Here is a 22,470-nt window from a genome sequence, read left to right on the forward strand (position 1 = left end):
TTCGCAGGATCGTCGGCTATGCTGTCCCTCACACACCTTGTGTCGAGGGATGTATGGACGATCCAGTCAACAACAAGCCTCCAACCTTCTGGCAGATGCTGCACAGCGTCATGGCGGCGGCCTTTGGCGTGCAGAGCGGCAAGAACCGCGCCCGCGACTTTACCCACGGCAAGCCCAGTCATTTTGTGCTGCTGGGTATCCTGTTCACGGCGGTGTTTGCACTGACGCTGTTTGGCATCGTCAAGCTGGTACTGCTACTGGCCGGGGTTTAATGCAGCAGCAGTTGCAGGCTGAACGGGTAGCGGTAGGACTCGGGCTTGCCCTTGGCCGACAGTGCGCGAAAATTCACCGCCGGCAACGGCCCCAACAGTTGCTGGGCCTGCACGCCATCGATCAACTGGAACAGCGCGGCCTGGCGATCGCGCCCGCCGTGGGCGGCCAGATCCACGCCCTTGGCATCGTCACTGATCAAGACCAGCGCCCATCCGCCCAGGGTGAAATGCCCGGCCACCAACGTCGTCAAACGCCCGTCCAGGCGTGCCCGCAATATCTCGGGTGAACTGTTTATCGCGCTGAACAACACGTCCTTTCCCGGCACCCGCCCGCTGCCTTGCAGCGCCTGCATCGCGCCCAGCGCCATCTGATCGTTGGCCGACCACACCAGCGCCGTCTGCGGGTAGCGCTTGAACAACTGAGTGGCTTGCTCGAAAGCCCGCTCACGGTTCCACTCGCCATAAACCAACTGACGCAGGCGCACTTGCGGATACTGCGCCAATGCACGGCGCAAACCTTGTTCACGCAACTGTGCGGACGGCGTGTTCTTCGCGCCGGAAAAGGCCAGCAGGTCGAGGGTCTGGCCGGGGGCTATCGGCCCATGCTTGCGCACCAGATCGACGAGCATCATATGGCCCGCTTCTTCGTCGTTGGGCACCAGGCTGCCGATCCAGTGAGCGTCGTTGCGCTCATTGAGCATCTGCACTTGGTCGGGGGTTGGCGTGCTGTTCACGATCAACAGCTTGACCCCGCTGCCTTGGGCCATGCGCAGAATCTGTGGGGCTACATATTGCTCGTTCACCAGCATCAGATAATCGGGTCGTACGGGGCCTTGCAGCGTGTCCCTGGCCTGCGCCAGGGTGTTGCCGGAATCACGTTCGGCATAACGCACACGCAAATCCAGGCCGAGGTCCTTGGCCGCGGCCTGCATGAATTGCGTGTAGCTGACCCAGAAGGTTTCCGTCGACGTACCAGGGTTGAGAAACACCACGGACGTCGCATGGGCCGCTGCGCCATACGCCGCCCCCAGCAACCACATGCACTTAATCAGAACCTTCAGCATCGTTATCCAAGCCTTGAAGAGTGGCCGCCATGATAGTGGCAATTAACCGCTCAATCGAGGCTCAATCAACGTCGTTTATTGGTGGCTCACCCAGAATACAGCGGTGCCGACCACCAGGATTATCAGAAACAGAATGGCCCAGGCATCAACGGTACTGTCGGGCTTACGGGCTTTGGTTGGATTGCTCATCGCATCGCCTCTTATCGGTTTTATTAGGTGACTGCATCAAGACTCGACCACAGTAAAGTTCAAGATTGCCCGCATGACAAATGTGGGTATAGCGATAACAGTTCTCATTAGTCGATTTGGTTATTTGCATATACTCAAACATCACTTTTGCGCATAAACGCAAACTGGTATCGTGCGGCGGCTCCGTTGGGAGTGCGCGGCCGTGCGCGCAGATTTGCCGAGAACAGGACCTATATGTACGTATACGACGAATACGATCAGCGCATCATCGAGGACCGCGTCAAGCAGTTCCGTGATCAGACCCGACGCTACCTAGCAGGTGAACTGAGCGAAGAAGAGTTCCGCCCTCTGCGCCTGCAAAATGGCCTTTATGTTCAGCGCTTTGCGCCGATGCTGCGGGTAGCCGTGCCTTATGGCCAACTGACCTCGCGTCAGGTGCGCATGATGGCCAAGATTGCCCGCGACTTCGACAAAGGCTACGCGCACATCAGTACGCGCCAGAACGTACAGTTCAACTGGCCGGCGCTGGAAGATGTGCCGGACATCCTGGCTGAACTGGCCACCGTGCAGATGCACGCCATTCAGACCAGCGGCAACTGCCTGCGCAACGTGACCACCGACCAATTCGCCGGCGTTGCCGCCGACGAACTGATCGACCCGCGCCCCTGGTGTGAAATCGTCCGCCAGTGGACCACCTTCCACCCGGAATTCGCCTACCTGCCGCGCAAGTTCAAGATCGCCATCAATGGCTCGACCTCGGACCGTGCCGCCATCGAAGTACACGATATCGGCCTGGAGCCGGTGTACAACGCCGCTGGCGAGTTGGGCTTCCGTGTCCTGGTCGGTGGCGGCCTGGGCCGTACCCCGGTGGTCGGCGCGTTCATCAACGAGTTCCTGCCGTGGCAGGACCTGTTGAGCTACCTCGACGCCATCCTGCGGGTCTACAACCGCTACGGCCGTCGTGACAACAAGTACAAGGCCCGGATCAAGATCCTGGTAAAAGCGCTGACCCCTGAGGTGTTCGCCCAGAAAGTCGACGCTGAAATGGAACACCTGCGCGGCGGCCAGACCACTCTGACCGAAGCCGAAGTACATCGCGTCGCCAAGCACTTCGTCGACCCCGAGTACAAGGCCCTGACCAATCAGGACGCCGAACTCGCCGCCCTCGACGCAGAGCACCCGGGTTTCGCCCGCTGGCGTGGCCGCAATACCCTGGCGCACAAGAAGCCGGGCTACGTTGCCGTGACCCTGTCGCTCAAACCTACGGGTGTTGCGCCGGGTGACATCACCGACAAGCAACTGGACGCCGTCGCCGACCTGGCCGAGCGCTACAGCTTCGGCCAACTGCGCACCTCCCACGAGCAGAACATCATTCTCGCGGACGTTGAGCAGAGCCAACTGTTCACCCTGTGGGGCGAACTGCGCGAAGGTGGTTTTGCCACGCCGAACATCGGCCTGTTGACCGACATCATCTGCTGCCCGGGTGGCGACTTCTGCTCCCTGGCCAACGCCAAGTCGATCCCGATTGCCGAATCTATCCAGCGCCGTTTCGACGACCTGGACTACCTGTTCGACATCGGCGAGCTGGACCTGAACATCTCCGGCTGCATGAATGCCTGTGGTCACCACCACGTCGGCCACATCGGCATCCTGGGCGTGGACAAGAAAGGCGAAGAATTCTACCAAGTGTCCCTGGGTGGCAGCGCCAGCCGCGACGCGAGCCTGGGCAAGATCCTCGGCCCGTCCTTCGCCCAGGAAGCCATGCCCGAGGTGATCGGCAAGCTGATCGACGTGTACATCGAACAGCGCACCGAAGATGAGCGTTTCATCGACACCTACCAGCGCATCGGCATTGACCTGTTCAAGGAGCGCGTCTATGCAGCGAATCATTAAGAACAACGAAGTCCTCGACGAAACCTGGCACCTGCTGCCCAAGGACGCGAGCTTCGACGGCATCTCCAACTGCGACGACCTGATCGTGCCGCTGGCCCTGTGGCGCGAGCACGCTCATGCGCTCAAGGCCCGCGACGGCGGCCTGGGTGTATGGTTGGACGCCGATGAAGAAGCTGAAGAAATCGGCGACGACGTGGAACACTTCCAGGTCATCGCCCTGAACTTCCCGGCCTTCACCGACGGGCGCAACTACTCCAACGCGCGCCTGCTGCGTGACCGCTACGGTTACAAAGGCGAGCTGCGTGCGATTGGCGACATCCTGCGCGATCAGTTGTTCTACCTGCACCGTTGCGGGTTCGATGCCTTCGCCTTGCGCGCCGACAAAGACCCGTACGAAGCGCTGGAAAGCCTCAAGGACTTCTCGGTGACGTACCAGGCTGCAACGGATGAACCGTTGCCACTGTTCCGTCGCCGCTGAGTTTCAGCGCATGATCAAGCCCTGGCCTGCCAGGGCTTTTTTTATCCATTGAATTGGATCGACGCCAGCACCTGCTTCTGCCCCATGGAGCACGGCACGCCTTCCGGCTGCGCCCGAACCGCTTCGATCACACCCAATAACTGGGCCTTGCTGTGGGCCAGTTGCGCCTGCATCTGCTCAATCTGCGCCACCTTGCGCTCCAATGCCTCGATCAGCTCTTCACGCTTGTGTTCGCCCGGCGTCGGCATCAACGCCTTGAGCTCCTGCAAGGTGAAGCCCGCCTGTTGTGCGCTCTGGATCAGTTGCAAGGTCTGCAACGCCTCGGCCGAATAACGTCGATAGCCGTTGGACTGGCGCCCCACCTGACTGATCAGGCCTTGCGCTTCATAAAAGCGGATGCGTGACGCCGCCAACCCACTCTGCTTTGCCAGCTCGCCAATATTCATCACCATCACCTGCTTGACATTAAAGTTAACTTTAAGCTTAGCCTGAGGCCTCCCCCGCTCAGGAGTCAACCCATGTCACCCTTTGAAGCCCTGCAACTGCCCAATGGCCAGATCATCTCCAACCGCATCGCCAAAGCCGCGATGGAAGAGAACATGGCCGATGCGCAACAGGCCCCGTCCCGCGAATTGAAGCAACTGTACAAGGCCTGGGCCGAGGGCGAGCCCGGCTTGCTGATCACCGGCAACGTGATGATCGACCGCCGCGCCATGACCGGCCCCGGTGGCGTGGCCCTGGAAGACGAGCAGCAACTGGACAGTTTTCGCGAATGGGCCGCTGTGGCACGCGACAGGGGCGTGCAGTTCTGGATGCAACTCAGCCATCCCGGGCGCCAGACCCCGGCCAACCTGCGCCAGCAAGCCATGGCACCGTCTGCAGTGGCCCTCGACCTGGGTGGATTCTCGAAGATGTTCGCCAAGCCACAGGCCATGACCGAAGACGACATCCAGGAGGTGATCAAGCGTTTTGCCACCAGCGCGCGCCTCGCCGAAAAGGCCGGGTTTACCGGGGTACAAATCCACGGCGCCCACGGCTACCTGTTGAGCCAATTTCTCTCCCCCTTGAGCAACCATCGCAACGACCGCTGGGGTGGCTCGCTGGAAAACCGTGCACGCCTGCTGCTGGAAGTGATCCACGCGGTGCGCGCCAGCGTCAGCCCGGCGTTTTGCGTGGCGCTCAAACTCAACTCGGCGGACTTCCAGCGCGGTGGTTTTGCAGAGGCCGATGCGCGCGCCGTGGTCGAGATGCTCAACCCGTTGCCCATCGACCTGCTGGAGTTGTCCGGCGGCAGCTATGAAGCGCCGGCGATGCAGGGCGAAGCGCGGGACGGGCGCACGCTGGCCCGTGAAGCGTATTTCCTGGACATGGCCACCGAACTGGCAAGCATCGCCAAGATGCCGGTAATGGTCACCGGCGGCATCCGCCGCCTGCCGATCGTGCAACAGGTGCTCGACAGCGGCATCGCCATGGCCGGCATCGCCACCGCCCTGACCCTGGAGCCGCAGTTGATCCAGCACTGGCGTGAAGGGCGCGACCCCAACCCGCAACTCGAGCCCATGAACTGGAAGCGCAAGCCTCTGGCGTCCCTGGCCATCCTTGCGGTGGTGCGTCACCAGATGCGCCGCCTCAGCCACGGTCGCGCGCCAAGCGCCAAGGTAGCGCCGTGCATGGCGCTGGTGCGTGACCAATGGTTTCTGGCCAGGCGCACCCGGCAGTACCGTGCGGCCATGGCGCAGTCTTCACAATAAAGGCGGAGCATTCGCCGTGATCGAACTGTCCCCTATTGATCAGCAGTTTTTAACCTCACTGACGATTGGAGTTTTTCATGGCGAAAATCAACCTGGCCCAGCAATTGGCGACCACGCTTGAACAGGCGGGTATCAAGCGCATCTGGGGCCTGACCGGTGACAGCCTCAATGGCCTCACCGACGCCCTGCGCACCATGGAGAGTATCGAGTGGATGCATGTGCGCCACGAGGAAGTCGCGGCCTTCGCGGCGGGTGCCGAGGCCGCTGCCACCGGCGAGTTGACGGTGTGTGCCGGCAGTTGCGGGCCCGGCAACCTGCATTTGATCAACGGCCTGTTCGACTGCCATCGCAACCACGTCCCAGTGCTGGCGATCGCGGCGCAGATTCCCTCCACCGAGATTGGCCTGAACTACTTCCAGGAAACCCATCCCCAGGAACTGTTCAAGGAATGCAGCCACTTTATCGAACTGGTGACCAGCCCCGAGCAGATGCCCCACGTGCTGCATCGCGCCATGCGCTCGGCGATCCTCAATCGCGGCGTCGCGGTGGTGGTGATTCCGGGCGACGTGTCGCTGCTAGAAGTGGAAGACAAACTCAAACCGTGGCCGGCCTTGCACGCACCGCGCACCTTGCCAGCGGAACAAGACCTGCTACGCCTCAGCGAAATCCTTCAAAGCAGTCAGAAAACCACCCTGCTGTGCGGCAGCGGCTGTGCCGGTGCCCATGATCAAGTGGTCGCCTTGGCCGACGCCCTTGGCGCCCCCGTGGTACACGCCCTGCGCGGCAAAGAGCATGTGGAATGGGACAACCCGTTCGACGTGGGCATGACCGGTCTGATCGGCTTCAGTTCCGGCTACCATGCGATGCTCGACTGCGACACCTTGATCATGCTCGGCACGGACTTCCCTTACCGTCAGTTCTACCCCACCGATGCGAAGATCATCCAGGTCGACCGCGACCCACAAGCGCTGGGGCGCCGCACCACCCTGGACCTGGGCATCTGCGCCGACGTCAGCGAAACCATCGCTGCCCTGCTGCCGCGCCTGACCCGCAAGGCCGACCGCAGCTTTCTCGAGACCTCGCTCAAGCATTACGAGAAAGCCCGCCAAGGCCTCGACGACCTGGCGCAACCGTCCAAGGCCAATCGGCCGATCCACCCACAATACGTGGCGCGCCTGCTCAGCGAATTGGCGGACGACGACGCGATCTTCACCGCCGACGTCGGCTCGCCCACCGTGTGGGCCGCGCGTTACTTGAAAATGAATGGCAAGCGTCGACTGATCGGCTCGTTCAACCACGGCTCGATGGCCAACGCCATGCCCCAGGCAATTGGCGCGCAGGCGGCGTTTCCAGGTCGGCAGGTTATTTCAATGTCCGGCGACGGTGGCTTTGCCATGCTGATGGGGGACTTCATTTCATTGGCCCAGTTGAAACTGCCGGTCAAGGTGGTGGTGTTCGACAACTCATCCCTGGGTTTTGTCGCCATGGAGATGAAAGCCGCAGGTTATCTGGATGCCGGCACCGAACTGAAAAACCCGGACTTTGCCGCCATGTCCAACGCCATGGGCATCCTCGGGATTCGTGTGGAGCAGTCCGAGGACCTGGAACCGGCCTTGCGCCGCGCCCTGGCCCATGACGGGCCGGTGCTGGTGGATGTGGTAACCGCGACTCAGGAACTGGTGATGCCACCGACGATCAAGCTGGAGCAGGCCAAGGGGTTCAGCCTGTACATGCTCAAGGCGGTCATGAGTGGCCGTGGCGATGAGGTCATTGAGCTGGCACGCACCAATTGGCTACGCTAGACCCAATAAGTAAGAAGGCTTGGCAGCGGACTCGTCTGCCAAGACTGCCACACATCCAAATGTGGGAGCGGGCTTGCCCGCGATGGCGGTGGGCCAGGCAACATTTCTGTCACTGGCACACCGTCTTCGCGGGCAAGCCCGCTCCCACACTTCGGTCTCATTACCAAGTCAGGACTTCTGTTTTTCTACCCAAGAACCATAGGCATCGATAAACGCCTGCAAGAACGGCCGGGTCTTTTCCGATAGCTTGCCAGCCTCATCAAACAAGCTTCCCGCACCGCCCACATAAGCTTCCGGCTGCTGCATGCACGGTACATCAAGGAACACCAGGGATTGGCGCAGGTGATGGTTGGCGCCAAAACCACCGACGGCCCCTGGCGATACACTGATGATCGCACCCGGCTTGCCACTCCAGGCGCTTTGGCCGTATGGACGGGAGCCCACGTCAATCGCGTTCTTCAACGGCGCAGGCACGGAACGGTTGTATTCCGGGGTCACGAACAACACCGCGTCGGATGAACTCACCTGCTGGCGGAAAGTGCTGTAGGCTGCCGGCGGTGTTGCACCGTCGATGTCCTCGTTGTAGAGCGGCAAATCGCCAATTTCGACAATCTTCAACCTGAGGTTGGCAGGGGCCAGTTCGGCCAGGGCCAGGGCGACCTTGCGGTTGATCGACTCTTTTCTCAAGCTGCCAACCAGGACGGCAATCGTGTAGACCTTGCTCATGGAGGTTTTCCCGACGTCTGAATAAAGGAGCTTGTAGTTATAGAGTCTTCGCGGCGGGTTCACCAGAAGGTTTTTGATAATCCTCCAAACGCCCCACCTTGTAGGATTCATCCGAAATCGCCAGAGAATAGTATTTTTTTAACGTAGGTAAACTACACCGCTCCATAACGGTCTACAGAACCGCAAATCGAGTGATTATCTCCAGAGGTTCTAAACAGATGGCAGCAGTACTAGTCGGACAGTTTCATGCCAGAGACGCAGAGGGACGCGTGTATTCGGTGCATGAGTTCCAGGAATCCAATCCGGCGCAGGGCGACCTGGCAGGCTCGACGCCCACCACTACCTACAAGCTGGCCATTGGCGACCGTGTAGAAAAGCTGGAAGGCGATGAGTTCAAGTTGATTCAGTCGGGCATCATTATCGTGCGCGAGTCGCAAACTACCATCGCTTCGTAAGACCTCGCCCTGCCTACCAGCCCAGTCCTGGCCATGCATGGCGTTGGCTGGGCTGGGGTGATCAGGGGCGGCGGATCTCCGTGACTTCGATTTCCCGGCCCCCCGCTGCCTCCTTCAGCGTCACCAGCAACTTGCCCCGCTCGCCCTCCACCGCATACATCGAACGCGTGTAGCCCGCTGCGTTATTGCTGGGGTGCGCGACCACCTGCCTGACCAGCGCAATATCCAGCACCGCGCCTACCTGCTCGATCACCTGCTCCTCAGAGCGGACAAACGCTTCAAGGGTCAGGTTGTCCGGCGCAGTGTCGTCATGATTGTTGAAGAGATAAGCAGCCACGCACCCCACGGTCACCAGGACCAGCAGTTGCTTGGCCGTTACCCCGAGGAATATCGAGGGTAGAGGCATATGAGACCAGACCTGTTCTTGTTGTAAGTGCCGCTAGCCGGCTTTGGTCGTTGTTGATCAGCGCAGCCATTCTATTGAATCCCCGGCGCGCTGCACATAGACTCCGGCGATGCGTTTACGTCATATCGAAGTGATTCAGGCCATCTTGCAGACCGGACACCTCGGCACGGCCGCCGAATGGTTGCAACTCTGCGTGGGCGATGTGGACGCAGCGCTCAAGGACGCCGAGCAACAGCTTGGTTTCATGTTGTTCGCCAGTGTGCGCGGACGCTTGCAGGCCACCCGGGAAACCCTGGAACTGCAAGCCGAAATCGCCCATGTGTACGAAGCGTTGGAGCCGCTGCAACGCCTGGCCAGCCGCTTGAAGCACCATCACGCCCCACCCCTGCGCGCCCTGTGCACGCCACCGCTGGCCAATCAGTTGTTGCCGCAAAGCATCGCGCTGCTGCGCCGACGCTTCCAGGACACCCCGTGCAACCTGTCCAGCCAGCCGACCCGCGACATCGTCCGCAGCCTGCTGTTGCACGAGGCCGAGGTCGGCCTGAGCCTGCATGACCCGGAACACCCGCAAATCCACAGCAGCGTGCTGGCCCAGGGCAAGTTGCAATTGCTCGCGCCCCACGGCTGGCTCAAGCCCAAGCAGAAGTACATCGCCCTGCAAGATCTGGCAGGCCAGTCAATGATCGGCCTGGAAGGCCAGGACCCGCTGAGCCGTCTGCTGGACGCCAAGCTGCAAGCCTTGCGCCCGCTGCCCGTGGTGCAGACCCGCGTGCAGACCTACCAGATGATGCGCAGCATGGTGGAAGCGGGAGAAGGATTGGCGATCGTCGACCCCTTCACCGCGTACGGCGCACGCGACACGGGCCTGGATGCGTGCCCGCTGTCACCGCCCGTGATGGTCAACCTGTATGCGCTGACCCTCAAGGACGGCGTGACGTCCCCAGCACTGAACGCACTGCTGGAGATCGTCACACAGAAGGCTGAAAGCCTGTTGGCCGGTTAAGGTTTGTCGACTTCGGTCTTGAACAGCCGATACCAGAAAATCGCCACCTCACGGGTCTGCGGATCAATGCCGCGATAGCGTAAGTGGTCGATCCCGCCCATTACATAGCCGCAACGCTCATACAAGCGGCAGGCCCCGAGGTTGTTGTTCTGGGTTTCCAGCATCATGCCCGGCAGGTTTTTCTTGCGACTCCAGAACTGCGCCACATCCAGCAACGCCTTGGCCACCCCGTGGCGCCGCGCAGGCAAGGCCACCGCCAGCTCATCGACATGGGCAAAACCATTCCAGTTGGTGCTGACCACGATATGCCCCACCGCCCGGTCGTCGAGGTACGCCATGAAGACCGCGCTGTCGGGCGCATCGCGGAAACTGGCGAACTCCTCCGGATCGATGCCATAACACTTGCGGTACGGCAGGATACGCTCCACACGCCATTGATCGACCCGCGCACCCATCTCGGGCACGCTGTAGCCGCTGACCTCAAAGCTGAAGTCATTGCCCCACACGTAGGCATCGAAGCCTTCGTCGGCGACCCGCACACTGAGCCCTGGATACTTCGGGTTCATTACAGCTTGCATAAACATCCTTAACCCTTGATGCAATCGACGGTGTAACAACGACCACTGCCGTCGTCTTCGTGTTGCAACCCGTGAACATCCGCGACAAAACCAGGAAAGCTGCTATCGAACGTGCGAGCAAACGCCAGGTAGTCGATGATCGACCGCGTCGACTCGGTAAAGCGCTCCCCCGGCATGATCAGCGGGATGCCCGGCGGGTAAGGCACCAGCATTACCGCTGCAATGCGTCCTGGCAAGGCGTCAATGGATACCGCTTCCACTTCACCTCTAACCAATTGGTCGTATGCGTCGGCCGGTTTCATCGCAATTTCCGGCAACACGGTGTACATGCGCTTGAGGTGTTTGGCGGTGGCGTTGCTGCGATAGCAGTTGTGCAATTGGTTGCACAGGTCGCGCAATCCCAGCCCTTGGTAGCGCGCCGTACCTTGGGCATAAACCGATGGCAGGCAACTGGCCAGGCTGATATTGGCGTCGTAGCTGCGCTTGAATTCGAGCAACTCGGTGAGCAAGGTGCTCCACTTGCCCTTGGTGATGCCCATGGAAAACAGCACGAGGAAGGAATACAATCCGGTCTTTTCCACCACCAGCCCACGCTCCCAGAGGAATTTGCTGACCACTGCAGCGGGAATCCCGCAATCGCTCAACGCGCCACCGGCATTGAGGCCGGGCATCACCAGCGTGACTTTGATCGGGTCAAGCAAGACGTAATCTTCGGCAACATCGCCAAAGCCGTGCCAATCATCCCCGGGATGCAACAACCAATCGGCGGTTGCAACCCGATCGATGCCCGCGACGGAGGGCGGCTGCCAGATGGAAAACCACCAGTCTTCGGCGGCGATATGCTGGCGCAGGTTGGCCAGGGCGCGACGAAAACTCAGGGCCTCATCGAACATCTCTTGCAGCAACGAACGCCCGGCCGGGCCTTCCATCATGGCCGAGGCCACGTCCAGCGAAGCGATGATGCTGTACTGCGGCGAAGTGGAGATATGCATCATGAACGCTTCATTGAAACGGTCGCGGTCCAGCTGCCGTGCACCGCCGTCCTGCACATGGATCATCGACGCCTGGCTGAATGCGGCCAGCAACTTGTGCGTTGAATGGGTGGTGAACACCAGAGGGCTGTCCGGCGTGCGCGAAGTGCCCATGCCGTAGCGCCCGGCGAAAAATTCGTGGAACGCCGCATAGGCATACCAGGCTTCGTCAAAGTGCAAGACCTCGACACTGTTGCCCAATTGCTGCTTGATCAGTTCGGCGTTGTAACACAGGCCGTCGTAGGTGGAGTTGGTAACCACTGCCATCTTCACTTTCGGCGCACGGCCACGGGTCAGCGGGCTGGCATCGATCTTCGCGCGGATCGACTCCGGGCTGAACTCACTCAAGGGAATCGGGCCGATGATCCCCAGTTCGTTGCGCTCGGGGCACAGGTACAGCGGGATCGCGCCGGTCATGATGATCGAATGCAGCACCGACTTGTGACAGTTGCGGTCCACCAGCACCAGATCGTCACGGCCGACCATGGAGTGCCAGACAATCTTGTTCGCGGTAGATGTGCCGTTGATCACAAAGAACGTATGGTCGGCGCCGAAGTTACGCGCAGCGCGGGCTTCGGCTTCGGCCAGGGGGCCGGTGTGGTCCAGCAGCGAGCCCAGCTCCGGGACGGAGACCGACAAGTCCGAGCGCAGCGTGTTTTCCCCGAAGAACTGATGAAACGCCTGCCCCACCGGACTCTTGCGATAAGCCACGCCGCCGCCATGGCCGGGAGTGTGCCAGGAATAGTTGGAGTCGGCCGTGTGCTGCACCAGCGCCTTGAAGAATGGCGGCAACAGGCCATCCAGGTAGCCACGGGCAGCACGGGCCACTTGGCGGGCCAGAAACGGTACGGTGTCTTCAAACAGGTAGAGAATGCCGCGCAACTGGTTGAGTTCGCTCATCGCATCGGCCGGAGCGTTTTCCAGGGTGACTTGCTCGCCCAAGGCAAAGATCGGCAGGTTGGGCGCACGCAGCCGTGCCAGGCGGATCAGTTCGACCATATTTTGCAGCAGGTGAGTGTTTTCCCCGGCGCCTTCGGCGGCGATCAGCATGCACGCCAGGCCATGATGGGTAGAAGCCACCAGCCGGCCTTCGGCGTAATCCATTGCAGAGAAAATACTGAAGCCTTCTTGTTCCAACTCCCGAGCAATGCCGCGGACCCGGTCACCGGCAACGGTATCGGCCTTGATGTCGCGGTGCACGATAAGGACAGGGAACTTCAGGTCTTTGTACATGAGTGCGGTTAGTCCAGGGGGCTATGCACTCAAGGGTAGAAGCTGGGAGCGGATGTAGCGAATGAAGATTTCGAAGCCGATATAGATCAAATGTGGGAGCGGGCTTGCTCGCGAATGCGGTGTGTCAGTTAACAACCCTGTAACTGATCCACCGCATTCGCGAGCAAGCCCGCTCCCACACAAGCCAGCTCCCACATGTTGGATGGCATTCCGCCTGGGCTTACTGTTCGCTCAGTTGGGTCCACAACGCCGGCGCACCCGCCGACTTGGCAATCGCTTCCAACCGTGCGGCATGCTCGGCCAGATCCTGCTCGCTGGCGCGAATGATGGTGGTCGGTTTGCGATCCGCCGGCAGGCGGCGGATTTCCGAAGGGCGGTTGCCCGAACCTTCCGCCGAACCACTGCCATCGGACGCGTTACCGGCCAGGGACAGGCTGGTCTGCCCGCCGGTCATGGTCAGGTAGACGTCGGCAAGAATCTCGGAGTCGAGCAAGGCGCCGTGGAGTTCACGGCCGGAGTTGTCGACGCCATAACGCTTGCACAATGCATCGAGGCTGTTGCGCTGGCCCGGGTGCCGCTCACGGGCCATCATCAGGGTGTCGAGGATCGAGCAGTGCTTGGAAATATCCGCACGATCCATCTGGCCCATGAGGGCGAATTCGTTGTTGATGAAGCCTACGTCGAACGCCGCGTTATGGATGATCAGCTGGGCGCCGTTGATGAATTCGAAGAACTCATCGGCCACTTCGGCAAAGCGCGGTTTGCCTTTGAGGAATTCGTCGGTGATGCCGTGGACGCCGATCGCGCCTTCGTCACTGTCACGGTCCGGTTGCAGGTAGACGTGGAAATGACGACCGGTCAGGCGTCGACCCATGAGTTCGACACAGCCGATTTCAATGATCCGGTGGCCGTCGGTCACCGGCATGCCGGTGGTTTCGGTATCGAGTACAACAGATCGGATGGACATCAGGGTTCAGCTCTCAACGGTGTGGTGTGTGTCAAAGGGCACGATGTTAACACGTGAGCCGGCATCAGCCCTGCTTGTAGCCCCGCACTTCGTCCACACCCCGGTTGGCCAGTTGGTCGGCGCGTTCGTTGCCGGGGTGACCGATGTGGCCGCGCACCCATTTCCAGGTAATGTCATGGCGATTGCATTGCTCGTCGAGCAACTGCCACAAGTCGGCATTTTTTACCGGTTCCTTGGCGGCGGTCTTCCAACCGCGTTTTTTCCAGTTGACCATCCACTCGTTGATGCCTTTCATCACGTATTGCGAGTCGGTCACCAGCAGCACGTTGCAACGGCGCTTGAGCTCCTCCAGGCCACGGATGGCACCCATCAGCTCCATGCGGTTGTTGGTGGTGTTCGGTTCACCGCCCCACAGTTCCTTCTCCACGCCTTTGCACACCAGCAACGCGCCCCAGCCGCCAGGGCCCGGGTTGCCTTTGCAGGCGCCATCGGTGAAGAGTTCTACGCTATCGGTCATCGGTTGCTCGGTCTGAAATCAAAAAAGGTTTACGGTTCGCTCTGCTTGCGGTTGACCTTGGCCATCGGCATCGGCACCAGCTTGCCCATGGGCTCGCGTCGCACTTGGCGCACCGGCCGCAGGCCCACCGCGATCTTGCGCGCGACCAGTAAATAGAAGCCGCCACCCGACAGTTGCCAGGTACCCGCACGGCGTTCCCAGCCGGCCAGGCGAGCCTGCCACTTGGTGGAGGCAAGCGGCGGACGATAGCACCCGAAGCGGCGTTTCTCCAGCGCGAAGCCCAGCAGGTTCAGCCAGTCGCCCACCCGTTGGGGCGAGATACAGCGCGCCTGGCGCAGCCCATCGTGGGCGAACACATGGCGCAGCCCCCAACTGCTCCAGGGATTGATGCCGACAATCAACAAATGCCCACCCGGGCGCACGCTGCTCGCCGCTTCACGCAACAGGCCGTGGGGCGACAGGCAGAAATCCAGGCCATGCTGCAACACCACCACATCGGCGGCATGCTCGCTCAGCGGCCAGGCCTGCTCCTCGCAGACAATCTCCACCCCCGGCAGTGGCGCGCCCAGGCGTACATTGCGTTGCACCTGCGGCGCCGAGGGCGGAGTCTCGGCCGACGGGCCGTAATGCACCAGGTAGCCACCAAAGAACCGGCCCAACTCGTCTTCGAGCATGCGCCGTTCTTCATCCAGCAAAAATTGCCCGATCGGCCCGGACAGCCATTCGCGGGCCGCGCTGATCAGTGCCAGCCACTCAGGATCGGCCTGGGCGAACGCTTTATCAGTCATTGCATTCTCCAACTCGCCTAGACGTTCTAAGATGCACCAATGTGTTCAGCTTGGCGAATCGAAGAATGATACAGATCAGTGCCCTGCCCGCCTTCACCGATAACTACATCTGGTTGTTACAAGACTCCCGGAGCCGACGCTGCGCCGTGGTCGATCCCGGCGATGCCGCGCCCGTGCTCGACTGGCTCGAACGCAACCCTGGCTGGGAGCTCAGCGACATCCTGATCACCCACCATCACCATGATCATGTCGGTGGTGTCGAGCAACTGAAAAATGTTACAGGGGCCAAGGTCTACGGCCCGGCCAACGAAAATATCCCGGCGCGGGATGTGGCCCTCCACGATAACGACCGCATCACGGCGCTGGGTTGGGACTTCGACGTTTATGCAGTGCCCGGCCACACCCTCGGCCATATCGCCTTTTATCACCAAGGCGTACTGTTCTGTGGCGACACCCTGTTCGCCGCCGGCTGCGGGCGCCTGTTCGAAGGCACGCCGGAGCAAATGCACACCTCTCTGGAACGCCTGGCCGCCCTGCCCGCCGATACATTGGTGTACTGCACCCACGAATACACCCAAAGCAACCTCAAGTTTGCCCAAGCGGTGGAACCGCACAACGCGGACATCGCCGAACGGGTGGAAAACGTCCGCCAATTGCGCGCTCGTGGCGAGATCACGCTGCCTTCCAACCTGGCGCTGGAAAAACGCACCAACCCTTTTCTGCGCACCGCTGAAACATCCGTTAAACAAAAAGCAGACGAACGGAACGGGCGCGACAACCGCTCTAGGGCCGAGGTGTTTGCTAGCTTGAGGGCTTGGAAAGATAAGTTCTAAGCCAACGCAATCTGATACGTAATTTCTGAATGGTTGACCGGAACCAAACGGGTTTCTAGAATCGCCCGACATTTTTGCCCGGAACTTACTTCCAGCCAATGTCGTCATCTATTCGTAAATCCAACCATTCAGACGCATTGACCCGCCTGGCTCAAGCTGTGGCGGTGGCTGTGTCCGCCACGCTGGCGGGCTGCCAATCAAGCAATTTCACCGCACAATCCACCGTGCAACCCAAGCCAAATCTTAGCGCCAAGATCAAACAGAAACCCGTCATCTGGCTTTCGGAAAAGCCGGCTCCCGAAGTGCCCCAGGATGTTTGGGAGCGTATGCGACGAGGCTTCCAACTGCAGGACGGCGTAGGTGTCAACCCGCGCATCGAGCAACAGCGCCTATGGTTCGCCAGCAATCCATCCTTCCTGGAAAGCGCCGGGGAACGCGGCAGCCTCTACATTCATTACATCGTCGAACGTCTTGAAGAACGCAACATGCCCCTGGAGCTGGCGCTGCTGCCAGTGATCGAAAGTGCCTACAACCCAATGGCCTATTCGCGCAGCGATGCGGTCGGCTTGTGGCAGTTCATCCCCTCCACCGGGCGCTACTTCAACCTGCGCCAGACCCGCGCCTACGATGGCCGCCGTGACATCACCGCCTCCACCACCGCCGCCCTCGACTATCTGACGCGTCTGCACGATATGTTCAACGGCGACTGGCTGCTGGCACTCGCCGCCTATAACGCTGGCGAAGGCACCGTGAGCCGGGCCATCGAGCGTAACGAGAAACTTGGCCTGCCGACCGACTACTGGAACCTGCCGCTGCCCCAGGAAACCAAGGACTACGTGCCCAAGTTCCTGGCACTGTCCCAAGTGGTGCTGGCGCCCGAAGCCTACGGCGTGAACCTGAACCCGATTGCCAACCAGCCGTACTTCGAAGTGGTTGAAGTCAAGCAGAGCATGGACCTGTCCCGGGTCGCGGCGCTGGCCGAGATCGACGAAGACGAACTGTTCCAGCTCAACCCCGCACTGAAACAACGCACCACCCTGGATGGCCCGCAGCATTTGCTGGTGCCGAGTTCCAAGGCGCAGTTGCTCACCAGCACCCTTTCGACGATGAAGCCAGAAGAGTTGCTGGCGATGCGGCCGAAAAAGCAGGTGTTCGACGAAGTCGAGACCGCGCGCGTTGCTGGCCGTACCCGCAGCTACAAGGTACGCAGTGGCGACAACCTGACGCTGATCGCGAAGGCGAACAAGGTCGACGTGCATGACCTGCAGCGCTGGAACAAGCTCAATGGCCAGCAGCTCAAGGTCGGCCAGACCCTGGTGATGCAGGACACCCGCAAGCTGGTGGCCAAGGCCGACGGCAAGAAACCGGTGCAATACAAGGTCAAGAAAGGCGATTCGCTGTACATCGTCGCCAAGCGCTTCAACGTCGAGATGCAACATCTCAAGCGTTGGAACCCGCGCACTGGCCAGGCGTTGAAGCCGGGGCAGATGCTGGTGGTTTCAGGCCCACGCTAAGCCCGCCTACTGACTATATGGAGGCTGGCTTGTGTGGGAGCTGGCTTGCCTGCGATGGCATCACCTCGGTGCTTCAGATGTGCCGTGCCGATGCCATCGCAGGCAAGCCAGCTCCCACATATGCTTTTCACATAGATCAAGCCCTCGGCTCGCCCTACCAACAACCTTTTTCCAACCGGAACAAGCTGTTACTGTACCGATCATAAAGCCCAAGCTGCCTGGATCGGATCCCTGATTTGAAGCGTCCCCTCCTTCTACTAATAAGTCTGGCCTTGAGCTTTGCCGCGAACGCGACGATTACCGAGAGCCACGGTTACACGCAGTTCGGCGTACTCAAATACCCGGCCAAATTCACCCACTTCGATTGGGTAAACCCCGCAGCGCCGAAAGGCGGAACCTTGCGGGTCATGGCCTTTGGCACCTTCGATACGCTCAACCCCTATACGTTCAAGGGTTCCAGCCCGGTTTCCACGCCCAACTTCCTGCAATACGGCGTCAATGAGCTGAACGAACCGTTGATGGTCGGCACCGGCCAATACGCGCCCTCCGGCGATGAGCCCACCTCCAGCTATGGGCTGATTGCCCAATCGGTGGAATACAGCGAAGACCGCAGTTGGGTGGTGTTCAACCTGCGCCCGGAAGCACGCTTCCACGATGGCCACCCGATTACCGCCTATGACGTGGCATTCTCCTATCGCACCCTGTTGACCGAAGGCCATCCGCAATACCGCACCAACCTGCAAGAGGTGGCGCGGGTCGACATCCTCAACCGCCATCGCATCCGTTTCGTGTTCAAGCGCGCCGGCAATCCGCTGCTGATCCTGCGCCTGGGCGAGTTGCCCGTACTGCCCCAGCATTACTGGAAAGACCGCGATTTCAAGGCCACCACCTTCGAGCCACCGCTGGGCAGCGGGCCATACCGCGTGACCAAAGTCACCCCGGGCCGGCAATTGGTGTTCGAACGGGTCAAGGATTATTGGGGCAAGGCCCTGCCGGTCAACCAGGGCTTGTATAACTACGACAAGGTCGAAGTCGAGTTCTACCGCGACAGCGATGTGGCCTTCGAAGCCTTCAAGGCCGGCGAATTCGACATCTATATCGAGCACCAGGCCAAGAACTGGGCGACCGGCTACAACTTCCCGGCGGTCAACCGTGGCGAGGTGATCAAGGCGCAGATCGCCCACCAGATCCCGACCCAGAGCCAGGGCCTGTTCATGAACACGCGGCGCCCGACCTTCAGCCAGGCCAAGGTCCGCGAAGCCCTTGGCCTGATGTTCGACTTTGAATGGACCAACCGCACGCTGTTCAGCAGCGCCTACAAGCGCACCCTGAGCTACTACCCCAACAGCGAATTCTCGGCGACGGGTGTACCGATCGGGCATGAATGGCTGCTGCTCTCGCCCTACCGCGACCAGTTGCCGCTTGACCTCTTCACCCAGCCGTTCAGCCTGCCGCAGACCGACGGGCGCGGCATCCCCCGCGACACCATGCGCCACGCCCTGACCCTGCTCGGCGAGGCTGGCTGGAAGCTGTCCGGCCAACGCCTGCTCAACGCGGACGGGCAACCGCTGCGCTTCGAGATCCTGCTGGTCAACCCGAACCTGGAACGCATCCTGCAACCCTATGTCGAGAACCTGATCAGCATCGGCATCGACGCGCGCCTGCGCACCGTCGATCGCGCCCAGTACAAGCAGCGCCTGGATCAATTCGACTACGACATGATCCTGATCACCCTCAACCAGACCTTGAGCCCGGGCCTTGAGCAGTGGCAGTACTTCCACTCCAGCCAGGCCACGATCAAGGGCAGCAAGAACTACGCAGGCATCGCCAACCCGATTGTCGATCACCTGCTGGAACAACTGCTGGCCGCGCAGACCCGCGACGCGCAACTGGCCGCCGGCCGCGCCCTGGACCGGGTGCTGCTGTGGCAGCACTACAGCATTCCCAACTGGTATCTCAACTATCATCGCCTGGCGTACCGCAACCGGTTCGCCTTTGTCACCACGCCGCCCTACAGCCTGGGCTTGAGCGCGTGGTGGCTGAAAGCTTCGGAGAAAGCCCAATGATGTCTTTGCGACCTGCACTGTTCGCCGGCCTGCTGCTCTGCAGCGCGGCCCACGCCGCCCCGCAACATGCGTTGACGCTCTACAATGAACCGCCCAAATACCCTGCAAACTTCAAGCACACCGACTACGTCAACCCCGACGCCCCCAAGGGCGGCACCTTCCGGGAATCCAGCCTGGCCGGCTTTGACAGCTTCAACCCGTTCATCAGCAAAGGCGTGCCTGCCGACAACATCGGCCTGATCTACGACACCCTCGCCACCCAAAGCCTTGACGAACCGTTCACCGAATACGGCCTGGTCGCCGGCAAGATCGAGAAGGCCCCGGACAACAGCTGGGTGCGTTTCTACCTGCGCCCCGAAGCGCGTTTCCACGACGGCCACCCGATGCGCGCCGATGACGTGGTGTTCAGCTTCCAGACCCTGATCAAGGACGGCACCCCGCTCTATCGCACCTACTACGCCGATGTCGACGAAGTGGTCGCCGAAGACCCGCTGCGTGTGCTGTTCAAGTTCAAGCGCACCAACAACCGAGAACTGCCGCTGATCCTCGGCCAATTGCCGGTATTGCCGAAACACTGGTGGGCCACCCGCGACTTCACCAAGGGCAACCTCGAATTCCCGCTGGGCAGCGGTCCTTACAAGGTGGCCGAGGTCAAGGCCGGGCGTTCCGTACGCTACGAGCGGGTCAAGGACTACTGGGGCAAGGACCTGCCGATCAACAAGGGCCTGTACAACTTCGACCAGCGCATCACCGACTATTACCGGGACGCCACCGTCGCACTGGAAGCGCTCAAGGCCGGGCAATTCGACTACTGGGCCGAGTTCAGCGCCAAGAACTGGGCGAACGCCTATAACGTCCCGGCCGTGACCGAAGGACGCCTGATCAAGGAACAGATCCCCAACGGCAACCCCACCGGCATGCAGGGCTTCGTATTCAACGTGCGCAAGCCAATGTTCCAGGACGTGCGCGTGCGCAAGGCCATCAGCCTGTTGCTGGATTTCGAGTGGAGCAACAAGCAGCTGTTCAACGGTGCCTATACGCGCACCCGCAGCTACTTCGAAAACTCCGACATGGCCGCCACCGGCCTGCCCGGCCCGGATGAGCTGGCGATCCTGGAACCGCTGCGCGACAAGATCCCGCCGCAAGTCTTCACCGAGGCCTTCGAACCGGCCAAGACCGATGGCAGCGGCATGATCCGTGCGCAGCAGCGCGAGGCTTACCAACTGTTACAGGAAGCCGGCTGGAAGATCGTAGAAGACAAGATGGTCGACACCAACGGCAAACCCGTGGTCATCGAGTTCTTGCTGGCCCAGACCGAATTCGAACGCATCCTGCTGCCGTTCAAGCGCAACCTGGCGGACTTGGGCATAGACCTGGTGATCCGCCGGGTCGACGTCTCCCAATTCGTCACCCGCCTGCGTTCGCGGGACTTCGACATGCTGGTGGGCAGTTTCCCGCAGTCCTCCTCGCCAGGTAACGAGCAGCGCGAGTTCTGGAAGTCGACCAGCGCCGACAAGCCCGGCAGCCGCAATTACATGGGCTTGAAAGATCCGGCCGTCGACCAGTTGGTGGAGCAACTGATCGATTCCGACACCCGCACCAGCCTGATCGCCCACGCCAAGTCCCTGGATCGCGTGCTGCAATTTGGCTACTACGTGATTCCCAACTGGCACATCAAGACCTTCCGCGTGGCCTACTGGAACAATCTCGGTCATCCAAAGGTTTCGCCGCTGTACGACGTCGGTATCTCCACATGGTGGAGCAAACCGAATGTGCAACCGCCCGTTCCCCCCCAGACGAGCGCCGATCCGGCGAGCGGAGGCGATTAAATGTTGGCCTATATCTTTCGCCGCCTGTTGCTGATCATCCCCACGCTGTTCGGCATCCTGCTGATCAACTTTGTCATCATCCAGGCCGCCCCCGGGGGCCCGGTGGAGCAAATGATCGCCAAGCTCGAAGGCTTTGACGGCGCCACCAGCCGCATCGCCGGTGGCGGTGCCGAAGTCGCCGTGGCCGGTTCCAGCTACCGCGGCGCCCAGGGCCTGGACCCGGCGCTGATCAAGGAAATCGAAAAGATGTACGGCTTCGACAAATCGGCGCCGGAACGTTTGTGGATCATGGTCAAGAATTACGCGCGCCTGGATTTCGGCGACAGTTTCTTCCGTGACGCCAAAGTCATCGACCTGATCAAGGAAAAGATGCCGGTGTCCATTTCCCTCGGGCTGTGGAGCACGCTGATCATGTACCTGGTGTCGATCCCCCTGGGGATCGCCAAGGCCACGCGCCACGGCAGCCACTTCGATGTGTGGACCAGCTCGGCGATCATCGTCGGCTATGCGATCCCGGCGTTCCTGTTTGCGATCCTGTTGATCGTGGTGTTTGCCGGTGGCAGTTATTTCGACTGGTTCCCGTTGCGCGGGCTGACCTCCAACAACTTCGACGAGTTGAGCTGGGGCGGCAAGATCCTCGACTACTTCTGGCACCTGGCCCTGCCGATCACTGCACTGGTGATCGGCAACTTCGCGACCATGACCCTGCTGACCAAAAACAGCTTTCTCGACGAGGTCAACAAGCAGTACGTGGTCACCGCCAAAGCCAAGGGCCTGACCAACCACCGCGTGCTCTACGGCCACGTGTTCCGCAACGCGATGCTGCTGGTGATCGCCGGTTTCCCTTCGGCGTTCATCGGCATCTTCTTCACCGGCTCGCTGCTGGTGGAAGTGATCTTCTCCCTCGACGGCCTCGGCCTGATGAGCTTTGAAGCCGCGATCAACCGCGACTACCCGGTGGTGTTCGGCACGCTGTTCATCTTCACCCTGCTGGGCTTGATCGTGAAACTGATCGGCGACCTCACCTACACCCTGGTCGATCCGCGTATCGACTTCTCCAGCCGGGAGCATTGAG

21 protein-coding genes are annotated in these 22,470 nt (G+C 60.7%); 12 read left to right on the plus strand and 9 right to left on the minus strand.

Annotated elements, in window-relative coordinates; all coding sequences use genetic code 11:
* The first annotated feature begins 53 nt into the window (after positions 1 to 53).
* The gene (locus IB241_RS18630; RefSeq protein ID WP_192299691.1) at positions 54 to 272 is read left to right on the plus strand and encodes a DUF2970 domain-containing protein; all 219 of its coding nucleotides are present in this window, start codon (positions 54 to 56) and stop codon (positions 270 to 272) included.
* On the opposite strand, the gene IB241_RS18635 is transcribed toward IB241_RS18630, so the two are convergent.
* Complete coding sequence (locus IB241_RS18635; protein WP_192299692.1) at positions 269 to 1,336, minus strand: ABC transporter substrate-binding protein; 1,068 nt, start codon at positions 1,334 to 1,336, stop codon at positions 269 to 271. The two genes, IB241_RS18630 and IB241_RS18635, sit on opposite strands and share 4 nt — an antisense overlap.
* Before the next feature lie 423 nt (positions 1,337 to 1,759).
* Between IB241_RS18635 and IB241_RS18640 the strand changes: the two genes are divergently transcribed.
* Positions 1,760 to 3,418: a nitrite/sulfite reductase gene (locus tag IB241_RS18640; RefSeq protein ID WP_192299693.1), complete on the plus strand. Its 1,659-nt coding sequence runs from the start codon at positions 1,760 to 1,762 to the stop codon at positions 3,416 to 3,418.
* A complete protein-coding gene (locus tag IB241_RS18645; protein ID WP_192299694.1) occupies positions 3,402 to 3,896 on the plus strand; it encodes a DUF934 domain-containing protein in 495 nt (164 codons plus the stop codon). The genes IB241_RS18640 and IB241_RS18645 overlap by 17 nt, the downstream gene beginning before the upstream one ends.
* Before the next feature lie 41 nt (positions 3,897 to 3,937).
* On the opposite strand, the gene IB241_RS18650 is transcribed toward IB241_RS18645, so the two are convergent.
* Positions 3,938 to 4,342: a MerR family transcriptional regulator gene (locus IB241_RS18650; RefSeq protein ID WP_192299695.1), complete on the minus strand. Its 405-nt coding sequence runs from the start codon at positions 4,340 to 4,342 to the stop codon at positions 3,938 to 3,940.
* A gap of 72 nt (positions 4,343 to 4,414) precedes the next feature.
* Here IB241_RS18650 and IB241_RS18655 point away from each other — a divergent pair, with 72 nt between their 5' ends.
* Both IB241_RS18655 and poxB read left to right on the plus strand, forming a co-directional pair.
* Positions 4,415 to 5,647, plus strand: a complete 1,233-nt coding sequence (locus IB241_RS18655; protein ID WP_192299696.1) for an NADH:flavin oxidoreductase/NADH oxidase family protein — start codon at positions 4,415 to 4,417, stop codon at positions 5,645 to 5,647.
* 77 nt (positions 5,648 to 5,724) lie between these two features.
* Complete coding sequence (gene poxB, locus IB241_RS18660; RefSeq protein WP_192299697.1) at positions 5,725 to 7,449, plus strand: ubiquinone-dependent pyruvate dehydrogenase; 1,725 nt, start codon at positions 5,725 to 5,727, stop codon at positions 7,447 to 7,449.
* Between the two features lie 168 nt (positions 7,450 to 7,617).
* Here the strand turns inward: poxB and IB241_RS18665 are convergent, their stop codons facing one another.
* On the minus strand, positions 7,618 to 8,175 hold the full coding sequence (locus IB241_RS18665; RefSeq protein WP_192299698.1) for an NADPH-dependent FMN reductase: 558 nt from the start codon (positions 8,173 to 8,175) through the stop codon (positions 7,618 to 7,620).
* A 218-nt stretch (positions 8,176 to 8,393) separates the two neighbouring features.
* On the opposite strand from IB241_RS18665, the gene IB241_RS18670 reads away from it, so the two are divergent.
* Positions 8,394 to 8,630 carry a hypothetical protein gene (locus IB241_RS18670; protein WP_192299699.1) on the plus strand — a complete coding sequence of 79 codons (237 nt, stop codon included), beginning with the start codon at positions 8,394 to 8,396 and terminating at the stop codon, positions 8,628 to 8,630.
* Positions 8,631 to 8,691: 61 nt separating this feature from the next.
* On the opposite strand, the gene IB241_RS18675 is transcribed toward IB241_RS18670, so the two are convergent.
* Positions 8,692 to 9,036: a hypothetical protein gene (locus IB241_RS18675; protein ID WP_192299700.1), complete on the minus strand. Its 345-nt coding sequence runs from the start codon at positions 9,034 to 9,036 to the stop codon at positions 8,692 to 8,694.
* A 109-nt stretch (positions 9,037 to 9,145) separates the two neighbouring features.
* Between IB241_RS18675 and IB241_RS18680 the strand changes: the two genes are divergently transcribed.
* Positions 9,146 to 10,039, plus strand: coding sequence for a LysR substrate-binding domain-containing protein (locus tag IB241_RS18680; RefSeq protein ID WP_192299701.1), 894 nt, complete (start codon positions 9,146 to 9,148; stop codon positions 10,037 to 10,039).
* Here IB241_RS18680 and IB241_RS18685 read toward each other — a convergent pair.
* The 5 genes from IB241_RS18685 to IB241_RS18705 all read right to left on the minus strand — a co-directional run bounded on the left by IB241_RS18685 (position 10,036) and on the right by IB241_RS18705 (position 15,153).
* Positions 10,036 to 10,617: a GNAT family N-acetyltransferase gene (locus tag IB241_RS18685; protein WP_192299702.1), complete on the minus strand. Its 582-nt coding sequence runs from the start codon at positions 10,615 to 10,617 to the stop codon at positions 10,036 to 10,038. The genes IB241_RS18680 and IB241_RS18685 overlap by 4 nt on opposite strands.
* A gap of 8 nt (positions 10,618 to 10,625) precedes the next feature.
* Positions 10,626 to 12,881: an Orn/Lys/Arg decarboxylase N-terminal domain-containing protein gene (locus tag IB241_RS18690; protein WP_192299703.1), complete on the minus strand. Its 2,256-nt coding sequence runs from the start codon at positions 12,879 to 12,881 to the stop codon at positions 10,626 to 10,628.
* Positions 12,882 to 13,101: 220 nt separating this feature from the next.
* The gene (gene dnaQ, locus IB241_RS18695) at positions 13,102 to 13,842 is read right to left on the minus strand and encodes a DNA polymerase III subunit epsilon (protein WP_192299771.1); all 741 of its coding nucleotides are present in this window, start codon (positions 13,840 to 13,842) and stop codon (positions 13,102 to 13,104) included.
* Between the two features lie 70 nt (positions 13,843 to 13,912).
* Positions 13,913 to 14,365 carry a ribonuclease HI gene (gene rnhA / locus IB241_RS18700; RefSeq protein WP_192299704.1) on the minus strand — a complete coding sequence of 151 codons (453 nt, stop codon included), beginning with the start codon at positions 14,363 to 14,365 and terminating at the stop codon, positions 13,913 to 13,915.
* A gap of 29 nt (positions 14,366 to 14,394) precedes the next feature.
* Positions 14,395 to 15,153, minus strand: coding sequence for a class I SAM-dependent methyltransferase (locus IB241_RS18705; RefSeq protein WP_192299705.1), 759 nt, complete (start codon positions 15,151 to 15,153; stop codon positions 14,395 to 14,397).
* Positions 15,154 to 15,218: 65 nt separating this feature from the next.
* On the opposite strand from IB241_RS18705, the gene gloB reads away from it, so the two are divergent.
* From gloB to IB241_RS18730, 5 genes are all read left to right on the plus strand, one after another.
* On the plus strand, positions 15,219 to 15,986 hold the full coding sequence (gene gloB / locus IB241_RS18710; protein ID WP_192299706.1) for a hydroxyacylglutathione hydrolase: 768 nt from the start codon (positions 15,219 to 15,221) through the stop codon (positions 15,984 to 15,986).
* Positions 15,987 to 16,084: 98 nt separating this feature from the next.
* Entirely contained in the window at positions 16,085 to 17,500 is a 1,416-nt protein-coding gene (locus IB241_RS18715) for a lytic transglycosylase domain-containing protein (protein ID WP_192299707.1), read from the plus strand.
* 236 nt (positions 17,501 to 17,736) lie between these two features.
* A complete protein-coding gene (locus tag IB241_RS18720; RefSeq protein ID WP_192299708.1) occupies positions 17,737 to 19,566 on the plus strand; it encodes an extracellular solute-binding protein in 1,830 nt (609 codons plus the stop codon).
* On the plus strand, positions 19,563 to 21,395 hold the full coding sequence (locus IB241_RS18725) for an extracellular solute-binding protein (RefSeq protein WP_192299709.1): 1,833 nt from the start codon (positions 19,563 to 19,565) through the stop codon (positions 21,393 to 21,395). Before IB241_RS18720 ends, IB241_RS18725 begins: the two co-directional genes overlap by 4 nt.
* Positions 21,396 to 22,469, plus strand: coding sequence for a microcin C ABC transporter permease YejB (locus IB241_RS18730; RefSeq protein WP_192299710.1), 1,074 nt, complete (start codon positions 21,396 to 21,398; stop codon positions 22,467 to 22,469).
* The last annotated feature ends 1 nt before the right edge of the window (position 22,470 follow it).

This window comes from Pseudomonas sp. PDM05, assembly GCF_014851685.1.
Lineage (GTDB): Bacteria > Pseudomonadota > Gammaproteobacteria > Pseudomonadales > Pseudomonadaceae > Aquipseudomonas.

Excerpts from the sequence above, each read along its gene's own strand:
- IB241_RS18685 (WP_192299702.1), bottom strand. The coding sequence starts at position 10,617 with ATGCAAGCTGTAATGAACCCGAAGTATCCAGGGCTCAGTGTGCGGGTC.
- gloB (WP_192299706.1), top strand. The coding sequence starts at position 15,219 with ATGATACAGATCAGTGCCCTGCCCGCCTTCACCGATAACTACATCTGG.
- IB241_RS18675 (WP_192299700.1), bottom strand. The coding sequence starts at position 9,036 with ATGCCTCTACCCTCGATATTCCTCGGGGTAACGGCCAAGCAACTGCTG.
- IB241_RS18725 (WP_192299709.1), top strand. The coding sequence starts at position 19,563 with ATGATGTCTTTGCGACCTGCACTGTTCGCCGGCCTGCTGCTCTGCAGC.
- IB241_RS18635 (WP_192299692.1), bottom strand. The coding sequence starts at position 1,336 with ATGCTGAAGGTTCTGATTAAGTGCATGTGGTTGCTGGGGGCGGCGTAT.
- IB241_RS18640 (WP_192299693.1), top strand. The coding sequence starts at position 1,760 with ATGTACGTATACGACGAATACGATCAGCGCATCATCGAGGACCGCGTC.
- rnhA (WP_192299704.1), bottom strand. The coding sequence starts at position 14,365 with ATGACCGATAGCGTAGAACTCTTCACCGATGGCGCCTGCAAAGGCAAC.
- IB241_RS18715 (WP_192299707.1), top strand. The coding sequence starts at position 16,085 with ATGTCGTCATCTATTCGTAAATCCAACCATTCAGACGCATTGACCCGC.
- IB241_RS18690 (WP_192299703.1), bottom strand. The coding sequence starts at position 12,881 with ATGTACAAAGACCTGAAGTTCCCTGTCCTTATCGTGCACCGCGACATC.
- IB241_RS18645 (WP_192299694.1), top strand. The coding sequence starts at position 3,402 with ATGCAGCGAATCATTAAGAACAACGAAGTCCTCGACGAAACCTGGCAC.
- IB241_RS18730 (WP_192299710.1), top strand. The coding sequence starts at position 21,396 with ATGTTGGCCTATATCTTTCGCCGCCTGTTGCTGATCATCCCCACGCTG.
- IB241_RS18650 (WP_192299695.1), bottom strand. The coding sequence starts at position 4,342 with ATGAATATTGGCGAGCTGGCAAAGCAGAGTGGGTTGGCGGCGTCACGC.
- IB241_RS18670 (WP_192299699.1), top strand. The coding sequence starts at position 8,394 with ATGGCAGCAGTACTAGTCGGACAGTTTCATGCCAGAGACGCAGAGGGA.
- IB241_RS18680 (WP_192299701.1), top strand. The coding sequence starts at position 9,146 with ATGCGTTTACGTCATATCGAAGTGATTCAGGCCATCTTGCAGACCGGA.
- IB241_RS18705 (WP_192299705.1), bottom strand. The coding sequence starts at position 15,153 with ATGACTGATAAAGCGTTCGCCCAGGCCGATCCTGAGTGGCTGGCACTG.
- IB241_RS18665 (WP_192299698.1), bottom strand. The coding sequence starts at position 8,175 with ATGAGCAAGGTCTACACGATTGCCGTCCTGGTTGGCAGCTTGAGAAAA.
- poxB (WP_192299697.1), top strand. The coding sequence starts at position 5,725 with ATGGCGAAAATCAACCTGGCCCAGCAATTGGCGACCACGCTTGAACAG.
- IB241_RS18630 (WP_192299691.1), top strand. The coding sequence starts at position 54 with ATGGACGATCCAGTCAACAACAAGCCTCCAACCTTCTGGCAGATGCTG.
- IB241_RS18655 (WP_192299696.1), top strand. The coding sequence starts at position 4,415 with ATGTCACCCTTTGAAGCCCTGCAACTGCCCAATGGCCAGATCATCTCC.